The 23,955-nt window shown below is 35.2% G+C and carries 22 protein-coding genes; 13 read left to right on the forward strand and 9 right to left on the reverse strand.

Features of this window, described 5'->3' with window-relative positions:
- Window positions 1-25 precede the first annotated feature (25 nt).
- The 3 genes from BD809_RS05735 to BD809_RS05745 all read right to left on the reverse strand — a co-directional run bounded on the left by BD809_RS05735 (window position 26) and on the right by BD809_RS05745 (window position 1,780).
- Window positions 26-832, reverse strand: coding sequence for a TerC family protein (locus BD809_RS05735; RefSeq protein WP_148782012.1), 807 nt, complete (start codon window positions 830-832; stop codon window positions 26-28).
- Window positions 832-1,206, reverse strand: a complete 375-nt coding sequence (locus BD809_RS05740) for a DNA topoisomerase IV (RefSeq protein ID WP_148782013.1) — start codon at window positions 1,204-1,206, stop codon at window positions 832-834. The genes BD809_RS05735 and BD809_RS05740 overlap by 1 nt, the downstream gene beginning before the upstream one ends.
- Window positions 1,207-1,285: 79 nt before the next feature.
- Window positions 1,286-1,780 carry a helix-turn-helix domain-containing protein gene (locus BD809_RS05745; protein ID WP_148782014.1) on the reverse strand — a complete coding sequence of 165 codons (495 nt, stop codon included), beginning with the start codon at window positions 1,778-1,780 and terminating at the stop codon, window positions 1,286-1,288.
- A 358-nt stretch (window positions 1,781-2,138) separates the two neighbouring features.
- Between BD809_RS05745 and BD809_RS05750 the strand changes: the two genes are divergently transcribed.
- The 5 genes from BD809_RS05750 (at window position 2,139) to BD809_RS05770 (ending at window position 6,088) form a co-directional block, all read left to right on the forward strand.
- Entirely contained in the window at window positions 2,139-3,275 is a 1,137-nt protein-coding gene (locus tag BD809_RS05750; RefSeq protein ID WP_148782015.1) for a M14 family zinc carboxypeptidase, read from the forward strand.
- 88 nt (window positions 3,276-3,363) lie between these two features.
- On the forward strand, window positions 3,364-3,843 hold the full coding sequence (locus BD809_RS05755; RefSeq protein WP_148782016.1) for an Lrp/AsnC family transcriptional regulator: 480 nt from the start codon (window positions 3,364-3,366) through the stop codon (window positions 3,841-3,843).
- A 143-nt stretch (window positions 3,844-3,986) separates the two neighbouring features.
- A complete protein-coding gene (locus tag BD809_RS05760) occupies window positions 3,987-4,499 on the forward strand; it encodes a DinB family protein (RefSeq protein WP_148782017.1) in 513 nt (170 codons plus the stop codon).
- Window positions 4,496-5,386: a YihY/virulence factor BrkB family protein gene (locus BD809_RS05765; protein WP_148782018.1), complete on the forward strand. Its 891-nt coding sequence runs from the start codon at window positions 4,496-4,498 to the stop codon at window positions 5,384-5,386. Before BD809_RS05760 ends, BD809_RS05765 begins: the two co-directional genes overlap by 4 nt.
- Before the next feature lie 153 nt (window positions 5,387-5,539).
- On the forward strand, window positions 5,540-6,088 hold the full coding sequence (locus tag BD809_RS05770) for a type 1 glutamine amidotransferase domain-containing protein (RefSeq protein ID WP_148782019.1): 549 nt from the start codon (window positions 5,540-5,542) through the stop codon (window positions 6,086-6,088).
- A gap of 62 nt (window positions 6,089-6,150) precedes the next feature.
- Here the strand turns inward: BD809_RS05770 and BD809_RS05775 are convergent, their stop codons facing one another.
- Complete coding sequence (locus BD809_RS05775) at window positions 6,151-6,798, reverse strand: alpha/beta hydrolase (protein ID WP_148782020.1); 648 nt, start codon at window positions 6,796-6,798, stop codon at window positions 6,151-6,153.
- 218 nt (window positions 6,799-7,016) lie between these two features.
- Here BD809_RS05775 and BD809_RS05780 point away from each other — a divergent pair, with 218 nt between their 5' ends.
- The 5 genes from BD809_RS05780 to BD809_RS05800 all read left to right on the forward strand — a co-directional run bounded on the left by BD809_RS05780 (window position 7,017) and on the right by BD809_RS05800 (window position 11,759).
- Window positions 7,017-7,439 carry a PaaI family thioesterase gene (locus tag BD809_RS05780; RefSeq protein ID WP_148782021.1) on the forward strand — a complete coding sequence of 141 codons (423 nt, stop codon included), beginning with the start codon at window positions 7,017-7,019 and terminating at the stop codon, window positions 7,437-7,439.
- A 1-nt stretch (window position 7,440) separates the two neighbouring features.
- Window positions 7,441-8,511: an isochorismate synthase gene (locus BD809_RS05785; protein WP_148782022.1), complete on the forward strand. Its 1,071-nt coding sequence runs from the start codon at window positions 7,441-7,443 to the stop codon at window positions 8,509-8,511.
- Between the two features lie 131 nt (window positions 8,512-8,642).
- Entirely contained in the window at window positions 8,643-10,367 is a 1,725-nt protein-coding gene (menD, locus tag BD809_RS05790; RefSeq protein ID WP_148782023.1) for a 2-succinyl-5-enolpyruvyl-6-hydroxy-3-cyclohexene-1-carboxylic-acid synthase, read from the forward strand.
- Between the two features lie 99 nt (window positions 10,368-10,466).
- Window positions 10,467-10,808, forward strand: a complete 342-nt coding sequence (locus BD809_RS05795) for a DUF2853 family protein (protein WP_148782024.1) — start codon at window positions 10,467-10,469, stop codon at window positions 10,806-10,808.
- Between the two features lie 111 nt (window positions 10,809-10,919).
- Window positions 10,920-11,759, forward strand: coding sequence for a CvfB family protein (locus BD809_RS05800; RefSeq protein ID WP_148782025.1), 840 nt, complete (start codon window positions 10,920-10,922; stop codon window positions 11,757-11,759).
- Window positions 11,760-11,800: 41 nt separating this feature from the next.
- Here the strand turns inward: BD809_RS05800 and BD809_RS05805 are convergent, their stop codons facing one another.
- Complete coding sequence (locus tag BD809_RS05805) at window positions 11,801-12,217, reverse strand: hypothetical protein (RefSeq protein ID WP_148782026.1); 417 nt, start codon at window positions 12,215-12,217, stop codon at window positions 11,801-11,803.
- A gap of 136 nt (window positions 12,218-12,353) precedes the next feature.
- On the opposite strand from BD809_RS05805, the gene BD809_RS05810 reads away from it, so the two are divergent.
- The 3 genes from BD809_RS05810 to BD809_RS05820 all read left to right on the forward strand — a co-directional run bounded on the left by BD809_RS05810 (window position 12,354) and on the right by BD809_RS05820 (window position 14,754).
- Window positions 12,354-13,196, forward strand: a complete 843-nt coding sequence (locus BD809_RS05810) for a 1,4-dihydroxy-2-naphthoyl-CoA synthase (RefSeq protein WP_148782027.1) — start codon at window positions 12,354-12,356, stop codon at window positions 13,194-13,196.
- Window positions 13,197-13,304: 108 nt separating this feature from the next.
- A complete protein-coding gene (locus BD809_RS05815) occupies window positions 13,305-14,102 on the forward strand; it encodes a hypothetical protein (RefSeq protein ID WP_148782028.1) in 798 nt (265 codons plus the stop codon).
- A gap of 34 nt (window positions 14,103-14,136) precedes the next feature.
- Window positions 14,137-14,754: a hypothetical protein gene (locus tag BD809_RS05820; protein WP_148782029.1), complete on the forward strand. Its 618-nt coding sequence runs from the start codon at window positions 14,137-14,139 to the stop codon at window positions 14,752-14,754.
- 15 nt (window positions 14,755-14,769) lie between these two features.
- Here BD809_RS05820 and BD809_RS05825 read toward each other — a convergent pair whose 3' ends face one another.
- From BD809_RS05825 to uvrA, 4 genes are all read right to left on the reverse strand, one after another.
- Window positions 14,770-17,184 (reverse strand): alpha-ketoacid dehydrogenase subunit alpha/beta, encoded by a 2,415-nt coding sequence (locus BD809_RS05825; protein WP_148782030.1) that lies wholly within the window; start codon window positions 17,182-17,184, stop codon window positions 14,770-14,772.
- A gap of 193 nt (window positions 17,185-17,377) precedes the next feature.
- Window positions 17,378-20,206, reverse strand: coding sequence for a metalloprotease (locus BD809_RS05830; RefSeq protein ID WP_246131442.1), 2,829 nt, complete (start codon window positions 20,204-20,206; stop codon window positions 17,378-17,380).
- 146 nt (window positions 20,207-20,352) lie between these two features.
- Entirely contained in the window at window positions 20,353-21,042 is a 690-nt protein-coding gene (locus tag BD809_RS05835; RefSeq protein ID WP_148782031.1) for an LOG family protein, read from the reverse strand.
- Window positions 21,043-21,065: 23 nt separating this feature from the next.
- Entirely contained in the window at window positions 21,066-23,918 is a 2,853-nt protein-coding gene (gene uvrA / locus BD809_RS05840) for an excinuclease ABC subunit UvrA (RefSeq protein WP_148782032.1), read from the reverse strand.
- Window positions 23,919-23,955: the final 37 nt, after the last annotated feature.

Genomic DNA, 23,955 nt, shown 5'->3' on the forward strand with positions numbered 1-23,955 from the left:
AGATTTCTAAATGAATAAAATTAATTTATTTGGATACCCGTTCTGCCTTATTTTTTTTACGGAGTTTAAAATTTAGAAACTCAATAAATAAAGAGAATGCGATTGTAAAATATAAATATCCCTTAGGTATAGTGCCTACAGTAGATTCAAAAATTTCCAAATGTGCAAGGTGGGCTGCTTCGGCAATCAACATAAAACCTATCAAGATCAAAAAGGATAATCCAAGGATTTGAACGGATGGATGCTTGTTAACAAAACGTCCTACTGGGGTAGCAAATATCATCATAATTAAAACAGAAATCACGACGGCTATTACCATTATTATTAAAGCATCATTGGGATTATCACTCAAACCATTTGTCATTCCCACTGCTGTAAGAATAGAATCAAATGAAAAGACTACATTGATCAAAGTAATTTGAACAATAGCATTTGATAAGGTGGAAGAGCTTTTGGCCTGAATATCCTTTTCTTCTTCACCCTTCTCATCAACTTTTTGGTGAATCTCATGAACACTTTTATAGAGCAAGAAAATTCCACCGCCAAATAAAATTATGGATTGTCCACTAATACCTGCTTCAACCCATGGGAGATTAATATGCCAGAATGGTGCCTCCATTGCAACTAATAATGAAATTCCAAACAGCAAAACTATTCTCATTAACATTGCCAGAAACAAACCAATATTGGTTGCTTTTTTTTGTTGTGCTTCCGGAAGCTTACTTGAAGCTAAAGAAATAAAAATTATATTGTCAATTCCTAAAACGATTTCTAAAAAAGTTAAAGTTAGTAACGCAACCCATGCGTCTGCAGAATAGAAGATTTCAAACATTAGTTAATTTTTTTGGCGGTTCCTTTTTGTTTTTCACTTGAGCCTACAAGTCCATATTCAAAAGTATAGGTATTGGAGGTAGTGGTTAATATTTTCATATGAATAGCTTTTTCTTCGGCTCTGTTTTTTGGGTGGATTTTTTTAACAATGTATTCGCACGCATTAATCCAACGAATCGAAGAAGTGTCTTGTTTTCCAAGAAAAGAATCTATTTCAATTGAATCATTACGAACAAATGTAGTTTTTGCCAATTCGCCATTGAGATAGGTTTCAAATTCAAATGTTCCAACATGAAAATTTTCGCAATCACGTTTTTGTTCAAAACACCCTGTTGCGATCAGTAATGCCAACCAAATAAAATAAACAGGTTTCATAAATAAAGACAGCTAATATATGCCAACGAAAATAATTGTATTTGGAGAAATAATATAACTTAAGCGCTAAAAGTTTTTTTTAATTTTCATAGGCGCTAAAAGAACCATCGCTATAAAAAATCACAATTCGTTCTATTTGTTTTTTATCTGATGTTTTAAAATTAGGTGATGCTGTGGTCGCTATTGGAGGTATCTTATCATTTTGTTCAATGGTTTCTTTTTGATTGAGGGCTGTTTCATTTTGAGTAAATAAATCAGTCTCATTTTCTACGTGCTGCTTCTCTTCAGGAATTGGCTTTTCTATCTTATTATTAGAAGAGGGAGCAGGAGCTAATTCTTCTTTTTTAGAATTTGGAAAACTACCTTCTCCATATAATAACCACCGTAATTGAGCTTCAGGATATGCCTCAGTGATTTTCATTACAAAATCTAAACTCGGTTTATTTCTTCCCGAGAGAATATGAGATATGGATGATCGACCAACACCCATAGCATCTGCAAAGGCAGAAGCAGAAACCTGGTAATGATCCATAATTCGTTGTATTCTTTTTCCAAACTTTTCACTGTTTACCATTGTAAAATCTATAGAGGATTATTTGATTATACAAATGTAAACATTCTATGCAACATATGCAATTTACAATTGTAACAAGAACTAAATACTATTTAATAACAGCTTTAGGTAAAGTCAACTAAAATACTGATAATTAATGAATTATTATTAATTATTTGAATGTTTCTGTTAATTTATTAAACTGTAAAAGCATATGTTTACTCCGGTAAACATTAACCTGCTAATATTCTGTACACATTTGTAAAACATCATCTGTTCCAAATGTAAACACGGTTCATTTTTACAGTTGTAAACCTTATAATAAATTGCTTTATTAGGAATCTATTTGTAACAATAGTAGTTTTGCATTTTAACTTTTATGAATATAACTGAGCTTAAAAATCTTTGGATACAATATCAAAACCAAACTGTATTTGGTAGATATTTACCTTCTCAAACCGTAGCGGAACAATTGCAGTTCTTAAAAATTCCTCACGATGTTGTTGGGTATTCTGAGTCCGAAACGCCTATTCACTTACTTAAATTCGGAGTTGGAAAACGTAAAATTTTGATGTGGTCTCAAATGCATGGAAATGAAAGTACGACCACTAAGGCCGTATTTGATTTAGTTACTATGTTGATGGATGCGTCATGTGAAGTCACGCAATCTATTTTAAGTAATTGTACGCTTTATATCATTCCAATGCTTAATCCGGATGGCGCTGATGCTTATACTAGAGTTAATGCAAATCAAGTAGATCTTAACAGAGATGCGCAGGAACGTACACAAAAAGAAAGCTTAGTTTTACGTTCGATTATTGACACAGTTAAGCCTGATTTTGCATTTAACCTTCATGATCAGCGTACAATTTTTAGTGCTGGACCTAATAATCATTCCGCAGTAGTCTCTTTCCTATCTCCCGCCGGCGATGCAGAACGATCCATAACCAAGAGTAGGGTTCAGTCAATGCAAGTGATTTCGGCTATGAATGAGTTATTACAACAACTCATTCCGAACCAAATAGGTCGTTATGATGATAGTTTTAATATAAATTGCATCGGGGATACCCTGGAGCATGAAGGTATTCCGACTATTCTCTTTGAAGCGGGACATTATAAGGAGGATTATGATAGAGAAAAGACGCGTAGTTTTATCTTTTATGCCTTAGTTAAAGGGTTAACAGCTATTTCCTCAAACACCTTTACTGCTAATGATCATAAGGAGTATCTGGCTATTCCTGAAAACGAGAAGCGCTTTTACGATATTATAATTCGCGAAGTCTCTTTAAAGGGACAAATTAAAGATATCGCGTTGCAGTTTACCGAAAAACTATCGGATACTACTATAATATTTGTTCCAAAGATTGCCGCAGTGGGAGATCTAAGTAATTTTTATGGACATCGAGAGATTAAAGGAGCAAAACGAGCAATACGTCACTATAACGATGTAGTAGAGGTAGTTCCAGAGGTTGAGATGTTAAAATTTTATCTAAACACTGAATTATTCTCAGTATAATCGGTAAAAATGTAAATTTATATACTTTTATACGGTATTTTTCTGTTATTTTTGCAATGTAAATAACCGGGAAATTATTAAATATACTATGGCAAAGTTTAAATTAGATGAAGTAGATCATCAAATACTGGATATGTTAATTGAAAATACACGTACTCCTTTTACAGATATCGCAAAAAAATTGTTGATTTCTGCAGGTACAGTGCATGTACGAGTAAAAAAAATGGAAGAGGCTGGAATCATAGAGGGTTCTTCTTTGACATTGGATTATACTAAATTAGGGTATGCTTTTATCGCATATGTTGGAATATATTTACAAAATACTTCACAAACCAAGTTTGTGTTAGAACGTATTGCTGAGATTCCTTATGTGACCGTTGCGCATATCACTACAGGTAAATTTAACATCTTCTGTAAGGTGAGAGCAAAAGACACAAACCATGCTAAGGAAATCATCTTTAAACTTGATGATATTGATGGAGTGTATCGTACAGAGACCATGATTTCATTAGAGGAAAGTATTAATGATAAGAAAAGGCTTATGCATTCAATCTTTCAGGATATGTAACTTATTCAAGAATACTATAAAACCCTCTGTACTTTTATTAGTATAGAGGGTTTTTGCTTTTTTGTATATATGATAAAGCTGTGTTAAACGTTATTTATAATATATTAGATGTATTAAATTTCTCATCTTATTAAAATAAACCTATGATTACCGAACTAGCCCAGAATGAATATAATCCTTATTACCTAAACTATATAAAGAAAGCGAAGCACGATGATATTGTTTTAGGTTTGCAACATAGTAAGGAAGAGTTTGCGTCTTTTGTAACTAATTTGCCAGAGGACAAATGGTTGTTTTCCTATGCTGATAGTAAATGGACTATAGCGGAGGTGATGCAGCATCTCATCGATACTGAACGCATATTTAGCTACCGTGCCCTTTGTTTTGCTCGCAATGATAAAAGCGCATTACCCGGATTTAATCAGGATGAATATGTACCGTATGCTAATGCAAATAAAACAACAAAGAAAGAAATGTTAGCGGACTTTTTAGCGGTTAGAGAAAGTACGATCTCACTCTTCAAACGATTAACGCCGGATATGAGTGCTCGTATCGGAGAGGCGAGTCAGAGTCCAATGAGTGCTAGAGCAGTTGGATATATTGTACCAGGACATCAACAGCATCATTTTGAAGTAATAAATGAAAGATATTTATGATTAAACTCCTTAGACATATAGGACGTTTATTAAAATACACCTATCTCAGTTGGGATAAAAATCAACCCTTTGCCAGAAGTGCTATAATCGCGTATTATACACTTTTTTCCCTTCCGTCTTTATTAATGATAGTTGTAAGTATCGCGGGATATTTCTTTGGTAAAGAGGCGGTGCAAGGCAGAATAACAAATCAAATAGCCGGTTTTATTGGTGAAGGAAGTGCTAAAGCGGTGGAGGGGATGGTTAAAAGTGCCGCGCTCAATGAGAGTAGTACCTTTACTGTTATATTTGGTTTTGGCGCCTTATTATTTGGTGCTACGGGAGCTTTTTTTCAACTAAAACATGCTATGAATACCATCTGGGGTGTGAAAGCAAAACAGCAAACTTTTCTAAGAACTATAAAAGATCGTGCAATATCATTCGGAATGGTATTGGTCATAGGAATGATGCTGCTGACCTCACTGACCATATCTGCCATGCTGAGTGCGTTTAGTGAATATGTTGAACGCTATTATCCCGATATGACCGCTATAGCTGTAGATCTTTTGGACTTTGTCTTCTCATTTGTGTTTATAACTTTATTGTTTGCGTCTATCTTTAGACTATTACCCGATATTGTAATACGATGGAAGATAACTTTCCTGGGAGCCGGTATAACAACGTTTTTGTTTTTAATAGGAGAGTATCTTATAGGTCTTTATTTTGGGAATGCAAACCCTGCCTCTGTATACGGAGGAGCCTCCTCGGTTGTTTTGATTTTACTTTGGGTATATTATACCTGTCTAATTTTATTCTTTGGAGCTGAGTTAACGGTTCAGTATGCAAAGTCCTACGGAGAAAATATACAGCCCAATAAACATGCCGATTTTATTGATAATAAAGAGTAAGAATTGGCATCCAGCCCAATTAACACAAGAGTGCTGTTTTTAAAGAATTTATAACAATTTTCAGTTCAAGTTTATTATTCCTTTATTACAGTTACGGGATTGATCTTTTTAATTTTATATCAAATAAAATGTATAATTAAAAAAGAAAATATTATGGCAAAGAGAATTGCAATTCTAGCAACAAACGGATTTGAAGAAGTTGAATTAACAAGTCCTAAAAGTGCATTAGAGAAGGAAGGATGGCAAGCCGATATTGTAAGCTTGGAAAGTGGAAAAATCAAAAGTTGGAAAGATGGTAACTGGGGAGGAGAATTTGATGTGAACTATACATTAGATGAGGTTTCTGCATCAGATTACAATGCTTTGGTTGTACCTGGAGGTGTTATTAATCCGGATAAATTAAGAAGAGAAGAAAAAGCGGTTAATTTCGTAAAAGATTTTTTTAAACAAGAAAAACCTGTTGCATCTATCTGCCACGGACCACAAGTGTTAATTGAAGCCGAAGTTGTTAAAGGAAGAAAAATGACCTCCTTTCCGTCAGTGAAGAAAGATCTAATAAATGCGGGAGCAAATTGGGTAGATGAAGAAGTGGTAGTAGATCACGGATTTGTAACAAGCCGCTCACCAGAGGATCTTGATGCTTTCAATCGCAAGCTGGTAGAAGAAGTACATGAAGGAAAGCATGATGAACAACATGCATAAGATACCATGCCGATAATATAGAATAAAAAAAATCATCTCCAACGAGATGATTTTTTTTATAATTAATCCGCTAGGGAGTTACATGCATTTCTAACAGAATCGAGATCTAATTCATGCCCTCCGGAATGCGTGTAAAAATTGATTTGTGGTAATATGTCAACAACTCTTTCCTTCTCGGCAATAACATTGTCTTTTTCAAAATATGGATCGTTCTCACCAACGATATGGCTGATTTTGGTTGATTCAGGCAAAAACTCAAAATCTTTATTGCTAAGCTCTTTTGGAAAAGCACCTGAGATTAGAATCAAATGATCACATTTGAATTTACGACGGGCAATATATCTACTTGCAATACTTACACCTTGAGAATATCCAAGCATAATGAGCTGAACATCGTTGGGTAAATTTTCAGACAGTATCACTGCGTCAATATAACGTAATACATTTTCGATTTCTGTCTCAGTATTTTCTTTAGTCAACCAACTGGAGCCTACGCGACGGTACCCGTCATCTTTATAATATTTTGATGGAGCTTGCGGAGCAATAATATAGTTCTCATTTTTATCCAGATCCTCAAAAAAGCGAATAAAATACTTACTCAAATATCCAATCCCATGAAAAACGATCCAGATATTTTTTGTAGTGGTGGATATTGTATTTAAGGTGTCGTAGGTATTAATAGAAGTATAGTCGACTTGTTTTTTACTCATAAGGTTATATTTATTCACCAATAAGGGTCACAATATATTTGGATTTTATTGGATTTGAAACTCATTTAAGATTTTCTTTTTACTTTCTGTGAATTATTAGATATGCGCAAATAGATTTATATGGATAGTATCAAAATATTATTATAGAATTCAGGATTATTTAGAGCCCTCGCTACTAAATCACTTCATAATCCATATTTTTGTTAAAAATAGAGAGAATGCTGGATAAAGATAACATACTTACACAATGCAATACGATGTGTAAAGATACGCTGATGGAAACTTTGGATATCACATTTTGCGATGTGAGTGAAAGTTTTTTAATAGCAAAAATGCCCGTTACTCCAAAAGTTCATCAGCCTGATGGTGTTTTGCACGGAGGAGCTATGGTAGCTTTAGCTGAGAGTGTGGGTAGTGCGGCTACCTATATTTTTTTAAATTCAAAAGACTTTTACATTCGCGGTATTGAAATTTCAGCAAATCACGTCAAAAGTATACGAGAAGGTTTTGTGTATGCAAAAGCTGTAATTGTGCACAAGGGTAGAACAACGCAGCTTTGGGACATCAAAATTACTGACGAAGAGAATCAACTAATATCTGTAGTTAAATTAACTACCATAGCCTTACCAAAAAAGAAATAAATTGAAGTCTCCTTCCTTATATAGTCGAGCTCACAAACAAATCAACGAGGTCAAACCTTTCGTTTTATTTCGAAGACCTGATAGTGAAATTCTGGAGAGTTATTATCAAACTGATAATAGCTTAAACTATACAGAGGATCTAACCGATCAGGGTTTTGTAATGGCTCCTTTTGATACCCAACAAAAATCTATACTTTTTCCACTATCAAAATCTATCAAGGAATCCGAGCGAATTATCTCGAGGGATACTGAGGGATATGATCAGATTAAAAGTAAATCAATAGACCCTACTTCAGATAAACATATCGCACTTGTTGCTCAAGGTATTCAAAAAATAAAAGAAGGTCTTTTTGATAAGGTAGTGCTTTCAAGAGAAGAATGCCTGACTGTGGACAAAAAAGATTGGATCAAGGTTTTTGATAAATTATTACATTTTTATCCTACTGCCTTTGTTTATATATGGTTTCATCCCAAAGTGGGTCTGTGGATGGGAGCTACTCCGGAAACCTTACTGTCAATTAATAAAAATAAGCTTTCGACAATGGCCTTGGCTGCGACTCAGCTGTATACGAAAACAAAGCGAGTAGATTGGGATCCAAAGGAAAAAAAAGAACAACAACTAGTTACTGACTATATTCGCGAAGCTTTGGAGCCTTTGGGAGATCATTTAAAAATCTCTGAACCCTATACACATCGCGCCGGAAATCTAGTCCATTTGAGATCTGATATAAACGCCGAAATAGATTTTAAGCTCATCACCTTACAAGAGATTGTGCAAAAACTACATCCCACGCCGGCAGTTTGTGGTTTGCCCAAGGCAACAGCTTTGCAGTTTATAAAAAAACATGAAAGTTATAATCGCGCTTTTTATACTGGTTATTTGGGTGAGATTGTAAAAGATGATACATCAAAGATTGATGCAGATCTGTACGTGAATTTAAGATGTATGCAAATTTTTGATGAAGAAGTGAAAATCTATGTAGGAGGAGGAATCACAAAAGATTCAGTTCCCGAAAAAGAATGGGAAGAAACGGTAAGAAAAACACAAACAATGAAAAAAGTTTTGTGGTAAATATTCCTTTATTTTCTAGGATAGCATGGACTGAATATTGTAATTTTACAGGAAGTAAGAGTAAATAAAAAAATGGGTCTCATTTCAAAACTTAGTTGGGTGTGGGTCGATAATACTAAAATTTTAAACGTGTGAATGAACGTTTATATTCCAAAATTCCCTTATCGCAAACGATCGTACATCTTTGTGATATAAAAGGGATTCATCATATAGTCATATCACCAGGATCACGTAACGCTCCGTTAACAATCGGTTTTAGTGAACATCCCGGATTACAATGTTATAGTATAGTTGATGAGCGTTGTGCGGCTTTCTTTGCGTTAGGATTAGCGCAACAACTTCAGCAACCTGTAGCGCTTGTTTGCACTTCAGGCAGTGCATTACTTAATTATTATCCTGCGATTGCAGAGGCATATTATAGCGATATTCCGTTAGTTGTTTTAAGTGCAGATCGCCCTATAGAACGTATAGACATAGGTGATGGTCAAACCATTCGTCAAAGAAATGTCTTTGAAAATCATATTTTATATTCAGCCAATTTATATTCAGAGCTTATTGCAGCCGAACAAATTACTGACAAACGAATTCTACAGAAACAAAAAGAGGCTCAAAAGCATAATGAGCGTGAGATTAATTTAGCCCTTAATACTTCAATTGAACAACAGGGTCCGGTGCATATCAATGTTCCATTTTATGAACCGCTGTACGATAAAATTAAGGCCTCTACGGTGAATCCTCAGGTTTTACCTATAGAGAATCATACGTATTCCTTACAAGATTTTGCTCAGGATGATATTATTGAGCAATGGAACAACGCTGAAAAAAAGCTTATTTTGATCGGAACAAATACGCCGGATTCCATTGACAGTAAATATTTTGATTTGTTGGCAAAGGACCCTTCTGTACTTGTGTTGACAGAAACTACTTCTAATATTTACCATCATACGCATATAGATAGCATCGATCAATTAATAACCTCACTTAATCCAGAGGAATTTTTGGACTTACAACCTGATATTCTCGTGACTATCGGAGGTATGGTGGTGTCTAAAAGGATTAAAGCGTTCTTACGTAATTTTTCGCCGGGTACTCACTGGCACATCGATGTGAAGAAGGCTTTTGATACGTATTTTTGTTTGGATTATCACGTTAAAATGAATCCAGAGGCATTTTTATCAGAAGTATTGTCTTTAACAAAAATGGTAACTTCGAAGTATAAAGAGCAATGGCTCGCCGTTCGTGATCTTCGCAGAGAACAGCATAAAAAATACCTGCTAGATATTCCGTTTAGCGATTTAAGAGTGTTTGAAGTTTTGATAAGTAACATGCCAAAAATTCAACAGTTACAACTAAGTAATAGTTCTACCATTCGCTATGCACAACTTTTTACACTCTCTCCCGGGTTACAAGTATTTTGTAACCGAGGAACCAGTGGTATTGATGGGAGTACATCAACGGCTATCGGAGCAGCAATAGCATCTGAGCTTCCGACGACGCTTATTACAGGAGATTTGAGTTTTTTTTATGATAGTAATGCACTTTGGAATGATTATTTGCCAAATAGTTTCAGGATTATCGTGATTAATAACGCAGGAGGAGGTATTTTTAGAATTTTACCCGGTAAGTCAGATGATTATAATTTTAATACCTATTTTGAAACGACTCATAGTTTAAGTGCTGATCATTTGTGCAAGATGTATGGTATTGAGTACCATCAGGCAAAATCATTATCCGATACGAACAAGGTTTTGAATTCTTTCTATAAATCATCTGATCAACCTAAGTTATTGGAGGTTTTTACGCCTAGATTAGTTAATGATGAGGTTTTAATCGATTATTTTAAGCATTTGGTCTAATTTTTTGTAGTAAATGTTTTGACTTTTTGTTCAATTCGTAGAGATTTATACTATATTTGGTAGTATAATCAATTAACTAATTATAAAGTAATTACCCTTATGAGCAAAAGAGACGAATTAATTACAAAATACGCGGCAGATATTAAAGAGAAAATTGGCGAGAATCCTGATATGGATCTTCTTACCAAAGTTACTATCGGTTGTGGACCTTCAATTTACAACAGTGATGCTGCTACAGTATCAGGAAGTGATGCAAAGGAATTAGAAACTGTTAAGAAAAATTTCTTAATGAAGAAATTAGGTTTATCTGATGGGCCAAAGTTAGATGAAGCTATTAATGCAGTTATTGAAAAATACGGTAAATCAAACAGAAATAAGTATAGAGCCGTGATCTACTATATGCTTACAAAGCATTTTGGTAAAGAAGCGATCTACAAATAAAAGTATATCATTTATAGATGTTAAAAAGGTGGCTCAAACGGGTCACCTTTTTTTATTAAATATATTTCATAGCAGCTATAAAGAAGTATCTTTGCACAAACTTTTTATAGCATGTTAAATTTAGGAACATATAATACTTTAGAGATATTAAGAGAACGAAGCCCGGGAATATACTTAGGTGATGATGAGGGGAATGAAGTCTTAGTACCAAATAAATATGTGCCCGAAAATTTTGAGATTGGTGATAAGTTACGTGTTTTTGTATACTTAGATAATGAAGAGCGCGTAATAGCAACAACTCAAGAGCCTTTTATTACCTTAAATTCCTTTGCCTATCTAAAATGTACCAGTGTATCTGATATTGGAGCTTTTATAGATTGGGGCCCGGATAAAGAGTTATTCGTGCCTTTCAAAGAACAGGCTACACAGATGAGAGCAGGTAGTTGGTACCTGATTTATTTGTATCTCGATAAAGAATCAAATCGATTGACCGGTTCTAGTAAAACCAATCGATTCCTTGATAATAGTCTGGTGTTGCTTTCGCCATTTGAAGAAGTAGACCTTATTGCGAGCCATCCTTCCCCTATTGGCTGGAACATGATTGTTAATCAAAAACATTTAGGCTTAGTGTATACCGACGAAATTTTTCAAAAAATAACCGTGGGAGATGTGCTTAAAGGATTCGTTAAGAAAGTAAGACCGGATGGTAAAATAGATTTAGTGCTTCAAAAACATGGCTATCGGGGTATTGAGCCAAATGCTCAACAAATTCTGGAAGAACTTGAGCGAAGCGGAGGATTTATTGATTTGAATGATAAATCAAATCCTGACGCTATCCAGCAAGTTTTTCAAATGAGTAAAAAGAGTTTCAAAAAAGCCATTGGCAGCTTATATAAAGCTAGAGAAATTAGTATTGAAAAGGACGGTATCCGACTCCTCGAAAAAGAATAATTTATACAGGAAGTTTTTATTGCTAATTTAGTCTAAAGCATTTATTGTCTGTAATAGAAAACATTAGGCCGTGCGTAATAGATACGACTGTATCTGGACATGTCCTGATAAGCAGAATTTTTGATGTTAGCAGAATTCACATCATTAAGAGTTGATCCACTACCTGTAACTTTGAGAGAAGATGGTTTAGGTTTTGTAGCGATCGAAAAATTATATTTTCTCACGGGTGCGGGTCGTTTTTCAACTAAAAGGATCGACCTGCCTTTTTGTAATTCTTGTCTTCTAAGATCCTCATCAAGATTAACCTCAAGTAATTCAAATATCGAGGATTCAATAGCAGAGTTTAGTATCGAAAGAGAAGGTGTCTCTATTTCCCATTCTATACTATAATTAATAGTTTCCTGAGCATATGACAGGGAACTTATAATACATAGAATAACTAAACTTACTAGTTTCATGAGGCTAAGATAAGATAATGGTATCGAGATAAAAAATGTAGACCCTACTACTACATAATTTCATAGCTATAGATCTTAAAAATCATTGAGATTACTCCGATTTAAAAGCTTATTTTTGAATATAAAATGAATTATAATGAATACTATAGATTGGAAAACAGTTAAAGAATATCAAGATATAACGTATAAAAAATTTGAAGGGGTAGCTAGGATAGCTTTCAATCGCCCCGATGTGAGAAATGCCTTTAGACCAAAAACAGTTGGGGAGCTTTTTGAAGCCTTGTTAAATGCAAGGGAAGATACCTCGATTGGGGTAGTTCTGCTATCAGCCGAAGGGCCTTCCTCAAAAGATGGGGTATATTCATTCTGTAGTGGCGGAGATCAAAACGCTCGCGGTCACCAAGGATATGTAGATGACGATGGTATGCCGCGTCTTAATATTTTAGAAGTTCAACGTTTAATTCGGTTTATGCCAAAAGTTGTGATCGCTGTTGTGCCTGGTTGGGCAGTAGGGGGTGGTCATAGTTTACATACGGTCTGTGACCTTACGTTGGCTAGTAAAGAGCATGCAATATTTAAGCAAACAGATGCGGATGTTACAAGTTTTGATGGCGGGTATGGATCAGCATATTTGGCAAAAATGGTTGGACAGAAACGTGCAAGAGAGATTTTCTTTTTAGGAAGAAATTATTCTGCTCAAGAGGCTTTTGAAATGGGAATGGTAAACGCAGCAATTCCTCATGATGAATTGGAACATACTGCGTTTGAATGGGCTCAGGAAATTTTAGCTAAATCTCCAACATCCATCAAAATGCTAAAATTTGCTTTCAACGCTACAGATGATGGTATGGTAGGTCAGCAAGTTTTTGCCGGTGAAGCGACACGTCTTGCTTACATGACAGACGAAGCGAAAGAAGGAAGAAATGCTTTCTTAGAGAAGCGTAAACCAGACTTTAGGAATATTAAATGGATACCATAACATACTAAAAACAGATCATTAGTGTCAATAGATATCGCTAATGGTCTGTTTTAACTATAAGCTAGTGAAGAATTTGAATAGTGTATCTCTTATTTAACGCAGTATTCGATGGAAAAGAAAGAAGAGGAATTATTAGGAATCAATTATAGGCTTGAGAAGGCTACTGTCAAACTTCAAAATTTTGAAAGAGAATTCTCATCGATTGCTAAAAACCTTAAAAAAGCTAGACGGCACCGTTTTTTTCTTACCGTGTTTTTTATTTTACTGTTGTTATCAGCGGTCACCTATCTTTTTGTAAGTGAAACTCTTTTTTTGGAAAGCGATAAAAGTGATGATTTACAGGTCTTACAATGGCAAAATGATTCGCTGAAAGAAGTGGTTGAAAAGCTAAAAGATAAAGTTTCGGAAAAGGAGCAAAATACTAGTATTCCAAATACCAACGAGAATAACACCACTTATAGCAGTGATGACTCTATTCTAACGGAAGAAGAAAACGTTGCGATTCTCGACTTAATCGAGGAAGACATAAGATACGATCGAAAGTATGCTTATGTCAAAAATGTGAGACAAAGAAATAATGTGAATTTTATAGAAGTTGATTTTATTGAATTTTATGAAGGAAAGAAGGCGGTTTTAAAAGCAACTGAAATGGAGGAGGCAGAGTATGAAATTGATAAAAATAACGATACATTGTTCTTTTTATTTAAAAATTACTATATTCATAATCCTGAATTGAACACTGTTATTTTAGAATTATCTGAAAATGTGCGAGTTAACATGATGAATCAGAGTAAAAATGGTTTTTCTATAAGAGCCTTTCAGGAGATTATAAAAGATAATCCGGTGATGATCCTAACGGTCAGTAACGGTATTGTATATGCTATTAAAAAACAAGATATGCCGTAAAAATTAAACGTAAAACCTAAACCCCAACATTCTTATGCCTATTATTAAAGAAGAAGACTTGCTCTCTCTTCACGATCAAATTGAGCAAGCAGAAAAAAAACAAAAAACCTTAGAACAGCTTTTAGATAAAAAAACAGAGACGTTACAAAAAACTTCGGTTTCTAAACGGAAATGGAAAATGGCGAGCTCTACGTTATTAATGACCACCTTACTTTTGTTTGGTTATTATCTATATGTTGATGTCACCAATTCACGCATCGATTTCATTTCAGATGGTTCTTCAGTAAAAATGAAAGATTCGACGAATATCACTAGCATTGATAAGTCAACTTTATACCAAAAGGTAAATTTAAAGAATTCATCGTATGAATCTGATCTTTATGAGAGTAGAGAGCTAATTAGTAAAGGTGTGGTGTACTCTGTTCAAATTGCAGCGTTTATACCTGAAGATCATACAGAGTTTTCAGCAGATCATATTAACGGATTAAGTTATAAAGATCCCTCTTACAATAAATTGAGTCTGGGGATTTTTCCTAGTTTGGAAGCGGCACAGGATTTTAGAAAGATATTAATAGCCTCCGGTTTTAGTAAGAATATTTTTGTAATTTCTTACCAAAACGGAGAACGATTAGCTATTGAGGATTATAAATAAATTTATAATCTGATTTTATCTTAATTGTGGATATTGTGATGGATTTACTTCATGCATGATATCATATACCTTTTCAAAAATGTCTTCTGCTGATGGTTTACTAAAATAGTCACCATCTGTACCAAACGCAGGTCGGTGTGGTTTAGCGCTTAATGTTTGTGGCTTACTATCTAAGTTTTTATAAATATTTTGGTCATCAATAAGCTTGTGCAATATGTAACCAGAAGCACCACCTGGTACATCTTCATCTATAATTAAAAGGCGATTTGTCTTAGCAATACTTTTTGCAATATCATGTGTTAAATCAAAAGGTAACAGGGATTGAATGTCAATAATTTCAGCATTGATTCCTGTACTTAATAGTTCTTTTGCTGCTTGTTCTACAAGTCGCAATGTTGATCCATACGAAACCAGTGTGATATCAGTACCTTGCTTAATGGTTTCAACAACTCCGATCGGTGTTCTGATATCAGATAGGTTGGCAGGCATCTTTTCTTTTAGACGATAACCATTAAGACATTCTACCACAATTGCTGGTTCGTCGCTTGCTAACAAGGTGTTATAAAACCCTGCAGCTTTAGTCATATTACGGGGAACTAATAAGTGGATTCCTCTCAGTAAATGTATCATGCCTCCCATTTGTGAACCAGAGTGCCAGATCCCTTCTAGGCGATGTCCTCGTGTTCTAACAATTAAAGGAGCCTTTTGGGTTCCAAACGTACGATAACGTAAGGTAGCAAGATCATCACTCAACCCTTGTATACAGTATAAAATATAGTCTAAGTATTGGATCTCAGCTATGGGCCTTAATCCTCTCATCGCCATACCAATTCCTTGTCCTAAGATAGTGGCTTCTCGTATACCTGCATCAGAAACGCGCGTTTCACCAAATTTATCTTGAAGTCCCTCTAAACCTTGATTCACATCACCGATTTTCCCACTGTCTTCTCCAAAAATTAAAGCTTCTGGGATCGTGTCAAAAATATTATCAAAATTATCTCTCAGTATAACCCTTGCATCTACCTCCTTCGAATTTTCGTCATATACCGGTGCAACTTCTTCTATTTGCGTAACTCCGGTTTCAGTTTCGTTATAAAGATGCTTACTATACTTTGGTTGAATTTTTTCAATGTAATTTGTGACCCATTGTTGTAGTGTAGCTTTTTCGGTAAAATTCTCTTTCGTCAAGTAACGAAGGGTTTTACGGGTAGCTTCTAAGATATCTTTACGGATCGGCTCATCTTTTTCTGCTAATTTATTTACCAGAGGCGTGATAAAATTTTTATTCTCGCTTTTAGCTTCTACAGTTCTTAGAAGTGCAATAGCTTCTTGCTGCTCGTCAACAATCTCAGTCAAATATTCTTTCCAAGCGTTCGTTTTGCTTTGACGTACTTGCTTTTTCGCATCTTTATCGATGGCAATCAATTCCTCATCTGTAGCGATGTTGTGATCGATTATCCATTCCTTAAATTTTTTAAGACAATCATGCTCACGTTCCCATTCCAATCGCGCTTCATCTTTGTAACGCTCATGAGAGCCGGATGTTGAATGTCCTTGTGGCTGTGTTAATTCTTTAACGTGAATTAAAACAGGAATGTGCTTCTCACGAGCTAAGCGGTCAGCAGTTTCATAGGCATCGATTAAAGAAGGGTAATCCCATCCTTTTACCTTTATAATTTCGTAACCGTCATGTTTTTCGTCTCTTTTGAAACCTTCTAGTAAAAGAGAAATATTTTCTTTAGTAGTTTGGTGTTTTGCATGCACAGAAATTCCATACTCATCATCCCACACACTAATTACCATTGGGACCTGTAATACGCCTCCCGCATTAATGGTTTCCCAAAACAGTCCTTCACTTGTACTTGCGTTTCCTATAGTTCCCCAAGCTACCTCATTTCCTTTAATCGAAAAATCAGTATGGTCGTGCAAGTCTTTCTCTGTTCGATAAACTTTTGATGCTTGTGCTAAACCAAGCAGTCTAGGCATTTGCCCAGCTGTAGGAGAAATATCTGAACTCGAATTTTTTTGTGCAGTTAATTTTTTCCAGCTGCCGTCTTCGTTAAGACTGTGTGTGGAAAAGTGTCCACCCATTTGTCTTCCTGCAGCAAATGGCTCTCTTTTAATATCTGTATGCGCATACAATCCAGAAAAAAATTGCTCTGGCGATAACGCATCAATAGCCATCATAAAAGTTTGATCACGGTAATATCCAGATCTAAAATCTCCGTTCTTAAAAACTTTGGCCATGGCGAGTTGTGGTAATTCTTTACCGTCACCAAAAATTCCAAATTTTGACTTACCTGTAAGTACCTCTCTACGACCTAAAAGACTACATTCTCTACTTAATAAAGCAGTTTTATAATCATTAAGTATTTGATTTCTATATTCTTCAAATGAAATATTAGATGTAGAAAGTGTTTCAGGCTGCATGTGAACGAGTTTTAATGTTTGCAAATGTAGCTAAAATTAGAGGTATCTGCAAGTGTAAAATTCTTAAATGTTTTGTCATATCTTTATCGATACAAGCTTTTTATTGAAAGATAAACTTAAAATGGATGTTTTTTGAAGATTTGTTAACAAATCTTCAAAAATTTCACAAATGATAGAACGCTGATTTCAACGGTTAGTACCATTCGCGAGTAAAGAGTTTTATAAGCGTTTGAGGACTTAAGGTAACAATAAAACGTATTTTCTCTGAATAATTTGGTTGAGAAATTTCCCATCCGTTATTAGAAACTATGGGAAAGAAAAGTTCAAAATAGTCTGCCACGAGACTTAATCGTACCCCGGCATCATAAACAAATTTTGGCGAGACATTTTTACTTTTTACAAAACCTGCATCTCCATAAACAAAAATCCAATTCCATATATTCGTATCAGCATTTATGGTGGTCATCCATTGGTTGGCAAATTGATATGCTAGTTTGGATTTAAATCCGCCTTCTGCCAAAATGATTTGTTGGCTTACCAACCCAGTTTCTTCACTACGTCCCAAATAGCTATAATCAAATAAGTAATCCGTAGGACGATCTAAGGCAAAACTGAAAAAATTCCCATCTTTTTCTGTATCATTGAATAAAAAAGCGCCGGCAAACAATCTTACATTTATCTGTCGATTGTTTAAAAACATCTTTCGATAGTTGAACGTACCTGATATCTTACTAAAGTTTTGAGCTAATTGATAATCAAAGGAATAGTTAGTTAGATGTAATAGATTAGGGTTTGAATAGGTGTAACGTGCATTGAAAACGCTATAGTTAGGAGTCTCAACCGGGTTATTCTTATCTAAGTCTCTATAGACATTAACGCTTCGTAAAGCAAGGCGTTGTCTCTCATTTGATCTTCTATTCTTAGTCCTATAGTAAAAACTGACTGATGGAGATAGTCGATAATACAATAGATCTTCGGCGTAACTAAATACATTCCCACTAAGCCCATATTGTATTACGTATAGCCCATCTTCGGCTACGTTATCACGGTAGGAAAAGCCTGCGGAACCTAATAATGTTTTAGATTCTGTGCCAAAAGTCGGAGTTATTTTATATTCGAAAGGTTTTCGTATAAAAGTTTTGTTGTAAAATTTTGAGCCAATCGTGAGACCATCATATACATTAAAATCAAACTCTGGCATAAAAAAGATTTGATTGTATTTTGGATCTTCAAAGTCCTGCAGTAATCGAAACTGAATTGGTTTGTTAAATATCCATTTTAGATTACGATAATTATTACGTTGATTAATTTCCGGTATTTTCTGATCATAATCCAATACGAGCTTGGTAATATCATCATTATTTATTTTGACTTTCTTTTTACCTTGAATATCTTCTATCCACGTTTTTGAAACAAAATCTTTGCCTCTCAGTGCTATGAGAGAAACCGGCATTCCGCTGTTCCTCTTATCAACAACTGTTACGGTTAACGAATCCTTGCCTCTTCTTACACCTTTTATTTTAAAATCTATTTTTGTATCAGTAGCTACAAATTTGTCAAAAAACCAGTCAATGTTTTTTTGTGAATGGCGTGTTAGTATATTTTTGAATGATTCTGGAGTAGTAGGTTGTAAAACATTCTCTGAATAAAACTCCTTTATGCTTTTGGCTACAATATTATCGTCTTCCAGGTAATCTTCTAAATATTTTAAGCCAATACCGGCTTTATAGGCATTCGCTATATTTTGATTAAATTTTATCAGACTGTCCTGAGGTGTGTTTAATGATTGATCTAAAAAAAGACGAATCATATTTTTGTAACCTATAAAATATTGATCGTTAAAATCCAAATCAGCGGCGTGAAACCAACGCAAGCCAATGACCTTGCTCAGATTACCAATCAACTTCATTTCAGGGTAATATTGATCCGTATACCCCATCATCAAATAAATATGAAAGGCGTCCTTGATCCAGGCATCATGTCTGGGATCAATAACAAGGGTACGCTCGAGATAATCCTCTGTAATTGTTTTTAGCTGTTTTATTTCATATTGAAATCCATCTGGAAAGGGGCGTAAAATATCGGGAAGTTGATTAAGACCGTATACAGGATTGCTTTTATAATCACTCTCAGAAACCACAATTTTATTAAATGGATAGGGGCCTAGTTTATTTTTTAAGTAAGAAAATATTTTATTGATAGCAACCGATTTCATCTCGGGCATCAAATCATTATCTTCAATATTACTTACAAATTGAACACCATTGGAAGCAAATGTATAGAAGGAACTTTGGGTTTCAATAAACAAATTTACTTTGTTTCTGTTTTGTCCTTCCAATAGTACTGTTTTGGAATTCTGCGCTTCGTTAAATGATATGTTATTTTCATTTAGCGAAGTAGTTAGTTGATATGCTTGTGGTAGTGTAAAATTTATGGTGTAATCAATCAAAGGTGCGTATAAATCATCAATATCCTTATTACTATATACTTGCCAGTCAGAAGTGTACATAGCAGGAATGATATGCCAATAACGAATGCTAAAGTTCTGATTATCATGATAGCCGAAACGGGTAAATTTATCACTGGGAATTTTTACTTTATAATGAAAAATTACAGTATACGATGTTCCGGGCGCTATGGGCGCGCTCGGTGTTAATTCGATAATATCCGCTATATTTTTATACCGCCGCCATACCAGAGGTTTATTTGTGTGCTCCACAACACTTTCAATAGTCGTATGTCCTCTTTCTTCGTCTTTAGCGTAATAAAATCGTTTCAAATACTCCTCTGAGAAACGCTTACCTAAAGGAGTAGTTTTACTTGAAAAACTATTTGCCCAGTCATGAAATAATAATTGATACAATGTATCATTAGAAGTATTTTGATAGGTTATTTCTTGTTTTATCGAAAGTGTTTTTTGATCTGTATCCAATCCAACATCCATGGTGATTAGGTGCTGACTCTGGATTTGACAGGACAGAGCAAACAGGAATATACAAGAAATGAGTTTTAAGCTTTTCAATGTTTTATGGATTAGGTACTTGTCTCGATACTATTGATTTTAAATCTTTTAACGAATTAAGTAGCGTAAGGTAATTAAGAGGGTAGAATTTAAAATAAAGGGAACCATAATCTGAACTAGGATGATTCCCTTTATCTTTTAGATCTTTAAAAATTAGGACTTAAATTGTATTCCCCATAGAATTTATTGAGGATATCCAATACTTCATCAGGAGTGTCAACCACGTGCACTAGATCAAGATCTCCCGGACTTATATTTGTAAAACGATCCAGCAAGGTGCTTTGTACCCAATCCATCAAACCACCCCAAAATTCAGTGCTCACCAATATAATCGGAAATTTAGCAATTTTCTTTGTTTGAATTAGGGTGATAGCTTCGAATAGTTCATCCAGGGTTCCAAAACCACCCGGCATTACGACAAACCCTTGAGAGTACTTGACAAACATTACTTTTCTGACAAAAAAGTAATCAAAGTCAAGGCTTTTATCGCTATCAATATATGGATTATCATGTTGCTCAAATGGTAGCTCTATATTTAGTCCAACAGAGGTACCTCCTCCCAAATGTGCTCCTTTGTTTCCTGCCTCCATGATTCCCGGGCCACCACCGGTAATTACGCCATAACCATGGTCTACAATTTTTTTTGCGACATCTACGGCTAATTTATAATATTTGTCATCTGTTTTGGTTCTGGCAGAACCGAAAATGGAAACGCAGGGTCCGATTTTACTCATCTTTTCAAAACCATTAACAAATTCTCCCATGATTTTAAAAATAGCCCATGAATCATTTGTTTTTATCTCGTTCCATCCTTTATGACGTTGTTCTTTTCTCATATTTGATATGCTTGATTATTTGATTAGTTGGTTGATAGTGTTTTAATCTCAAATTCCTTTTTCAAAAATTTTGCGGTATAGCTTTTTTTGTCTTTTATAATTTGTTCAGGTGTACCTTTGGCAACAACTTCGCCGCCATTTTTACCTCCTTCATATCCGATATCAATGATGTAATCTGCTGTTTTTACTACATCAAGATTATGTTCTATAATTAGTACTGTGTTCCCCTTGTCTACCAGTTTATTAAGTACGTCCATGAGGACACGGATATCCTCAAAATGTAGTCCGGTTGTAGGCTCATCAAGAATATAAAAAGTATTACCTGTATCACGTTTTGAAAGCTCTGAAGCTAATTTAATTCGCTGTGCCTCTCCACCGGATAGTGTGGTTGATTGCTGCCCCAAGGTAATATATCCTAAGCCAACATTCTGTATAGTTTTTAGTTTTCTGAATATTTTTGGAATATGTTCGAAGAAATGACAAGCTTCGTTGATAGTCATTCCCAACACATCTGCTATTGATTTACCCTTATAACGAATCTCTAAAGTTTCTCTGTTAAAGCGTTTACCCTGACAGGTTTCACATTCTACATAAACATCTGGCAGAAAATTCATTTCAATGACCCGTAAGCCACCTCCTTTACACGTTTCGCATCTTCCGCCCGTAACATTGAAGCTAAACCTACCGGGTTTGTACCCTCGAATCATTGCTTCGGGGGTTTTTGCAAATAAGGAACGTATTTCTGAAAAGACGCCTGTATACGTTGCAGGGTTGGAGCGCGGTGTTCTTCCAATTGGGGATTGGTTGATATCAATGACCTTATCCAGATTTTTTAATCCTGTGATGCTTTTATACGGCATAGGTTCCTTAACACCGTTAAAATAGTAAGCATTAAGAATAGGATAGAGGGTTTCATTAATTAGTGTGGACTTACCACTTCCTGAAACACCTGTCACTGCAATCATTTTACCCAGAGGTATTTCGATAGAAACATTCTTCAAATTATTGCCCGTAGCTCCTTTCAGGGAGATTTTCTTACCATTTCCTTTTCTTCGTTTCTGCGGAATGGCGATTTCCTTTTTACCGCTTAGGTAATCAGCGGTAAGGGTGTCATGTGTTAGCAACTCCGCAGGAGTACCTTCACTTATGATTTCTCCTCCATGTTTACCTGCTCTTGGGCCGATATCAATCACGTGATCTGCGCGCTCGATCATATCCTTATCGTGTTCGACAACGATCACCGAATTTCCAATATCTCTTAATTGTATTAATGAGTTTATCAGCTTTTCGTTATCTCTTTGATGCAATCCAATACTTGGCTCATCAAGAATGTAAAGTACACCGACAAGCTGTGATCCTATTTGTGTTGCTAATCTTATACGTTGTGCTTCACCACCAGATAATGACTTACTACTTCTATTAAGAGAAAGGTAGGTAAGTCCAACATCAATTAAGAATTGTAATCTCGCGTTTATTTCTTTTAAGATTTCTTCAGCAATGGTAGCTTGCTTATTACTTAGATGTTTTGGAAGCGAGCTAAACCAATCAGCAAGCTCAATGATGTCCATATGTGCAAGCTGCGCGATGTTTTTTTTATTAACTTTAAAATATAATGATTCTTTGCGTAGGCGTGTGCCTTCACATTCAGGACATTTTATATTGTCCATATACTCCTTTGCCCAGCGCTTTAACGATGTTGAATCATTAGCGTTATAGGTGTTTTCAATAAATGTTGCAACACCTTCAAAATCTATTTTATAAGCTCTCGATACTCCCAGGGTACTGCTGTCTACTGTGAATGAATCTTTACCTCCATAAAGAATCATTTGCAAAGCATCGTCGGGAATATTAGCTATTGGATCTGAAAGTTTAAAATCAAATCGCTTAGCTATTAAATCCAATTGCTTAAATATCCAATTATTTTTTTGTGGTCCATGAGGACTTAGTCCACCACTTTTAATTGATTTTGAGTTATCGGGAATAATTTTTTTAATATTCACTTCGTATAAGCTACCGATACCGTTACATTTTGGACAAGCGCCTTTTGGTGAATTAAATGAAAAGTTGTTAGGCTCAGGATTTGGATATGATATTCCAGATGTGGGACACATTAAACTACGACTAAAATAACGAGCTTCATCAGATCCTTCTTCTATCACCATGAGCACATCATCTCCATGATACATGGCTGTATTGATGGTTTCCATTAAACGTTTAGAATTGTCCTGTTGGTCAGTAATTTTTAAACGATCTATGACAATCTCTATATCATGAACTTTGTAGCGATCAAGTTTTAACCCTTTTGTAATATCAACAATCTCACCATCCGTTCTCACTTTTACAAAACCCTGCTTACCTATTTGTTCAAATAGTTCGCGATAATGCCCTTTACGAGATCGTATGACCGGGGCCAAAATGTTTATTTTTTTTCCTTCAAAATCCTGTATGATCAAATCTCGTATCTGCTCATCGCTGTAGCTTACCATTTTTTCGCCCGTGTTGTAACTGTAAGCATCGCTTGCACGAGAGAATAACAATCGTAAAAAATCGTAGATTTCGGTAATGGTTCCCACAGTACTACGCGGACTTTTACTAGTCGTTTTTTGCTCAATGGCGATAACAGGTGAGAGGCCATCGATTTTGTCTACATCAGGACGCTCCAAACCGCCAAGAAACTGACGGGCATAGGCCGAGAAAGTCTCGATATAGCGTCTTTGACCCTCGGCATAAATTGTGTCAAAAGCTAATGAAGATTTACCGGATCCCGATAACCCCGTGATCACTACTAGCTTTTCTCGAGGTATTGATACGTCGATATTTTTTAAATTATGCACACGAGCACCAAGTACTTCTATATTATCTTCTGAAACCACCATAAATTTTAAACCAAGATTGCAAATGTAGGTATTTGTT

Source organism: Aquimarina intermedia (assembly GCF_008124785.1).
Lineage (GTDB): Bacteria > Bacteroidota > Bacteroidia > Flavobacteriales > Flavobacteriaceae > Aquimarina > Aquimarina intermedia.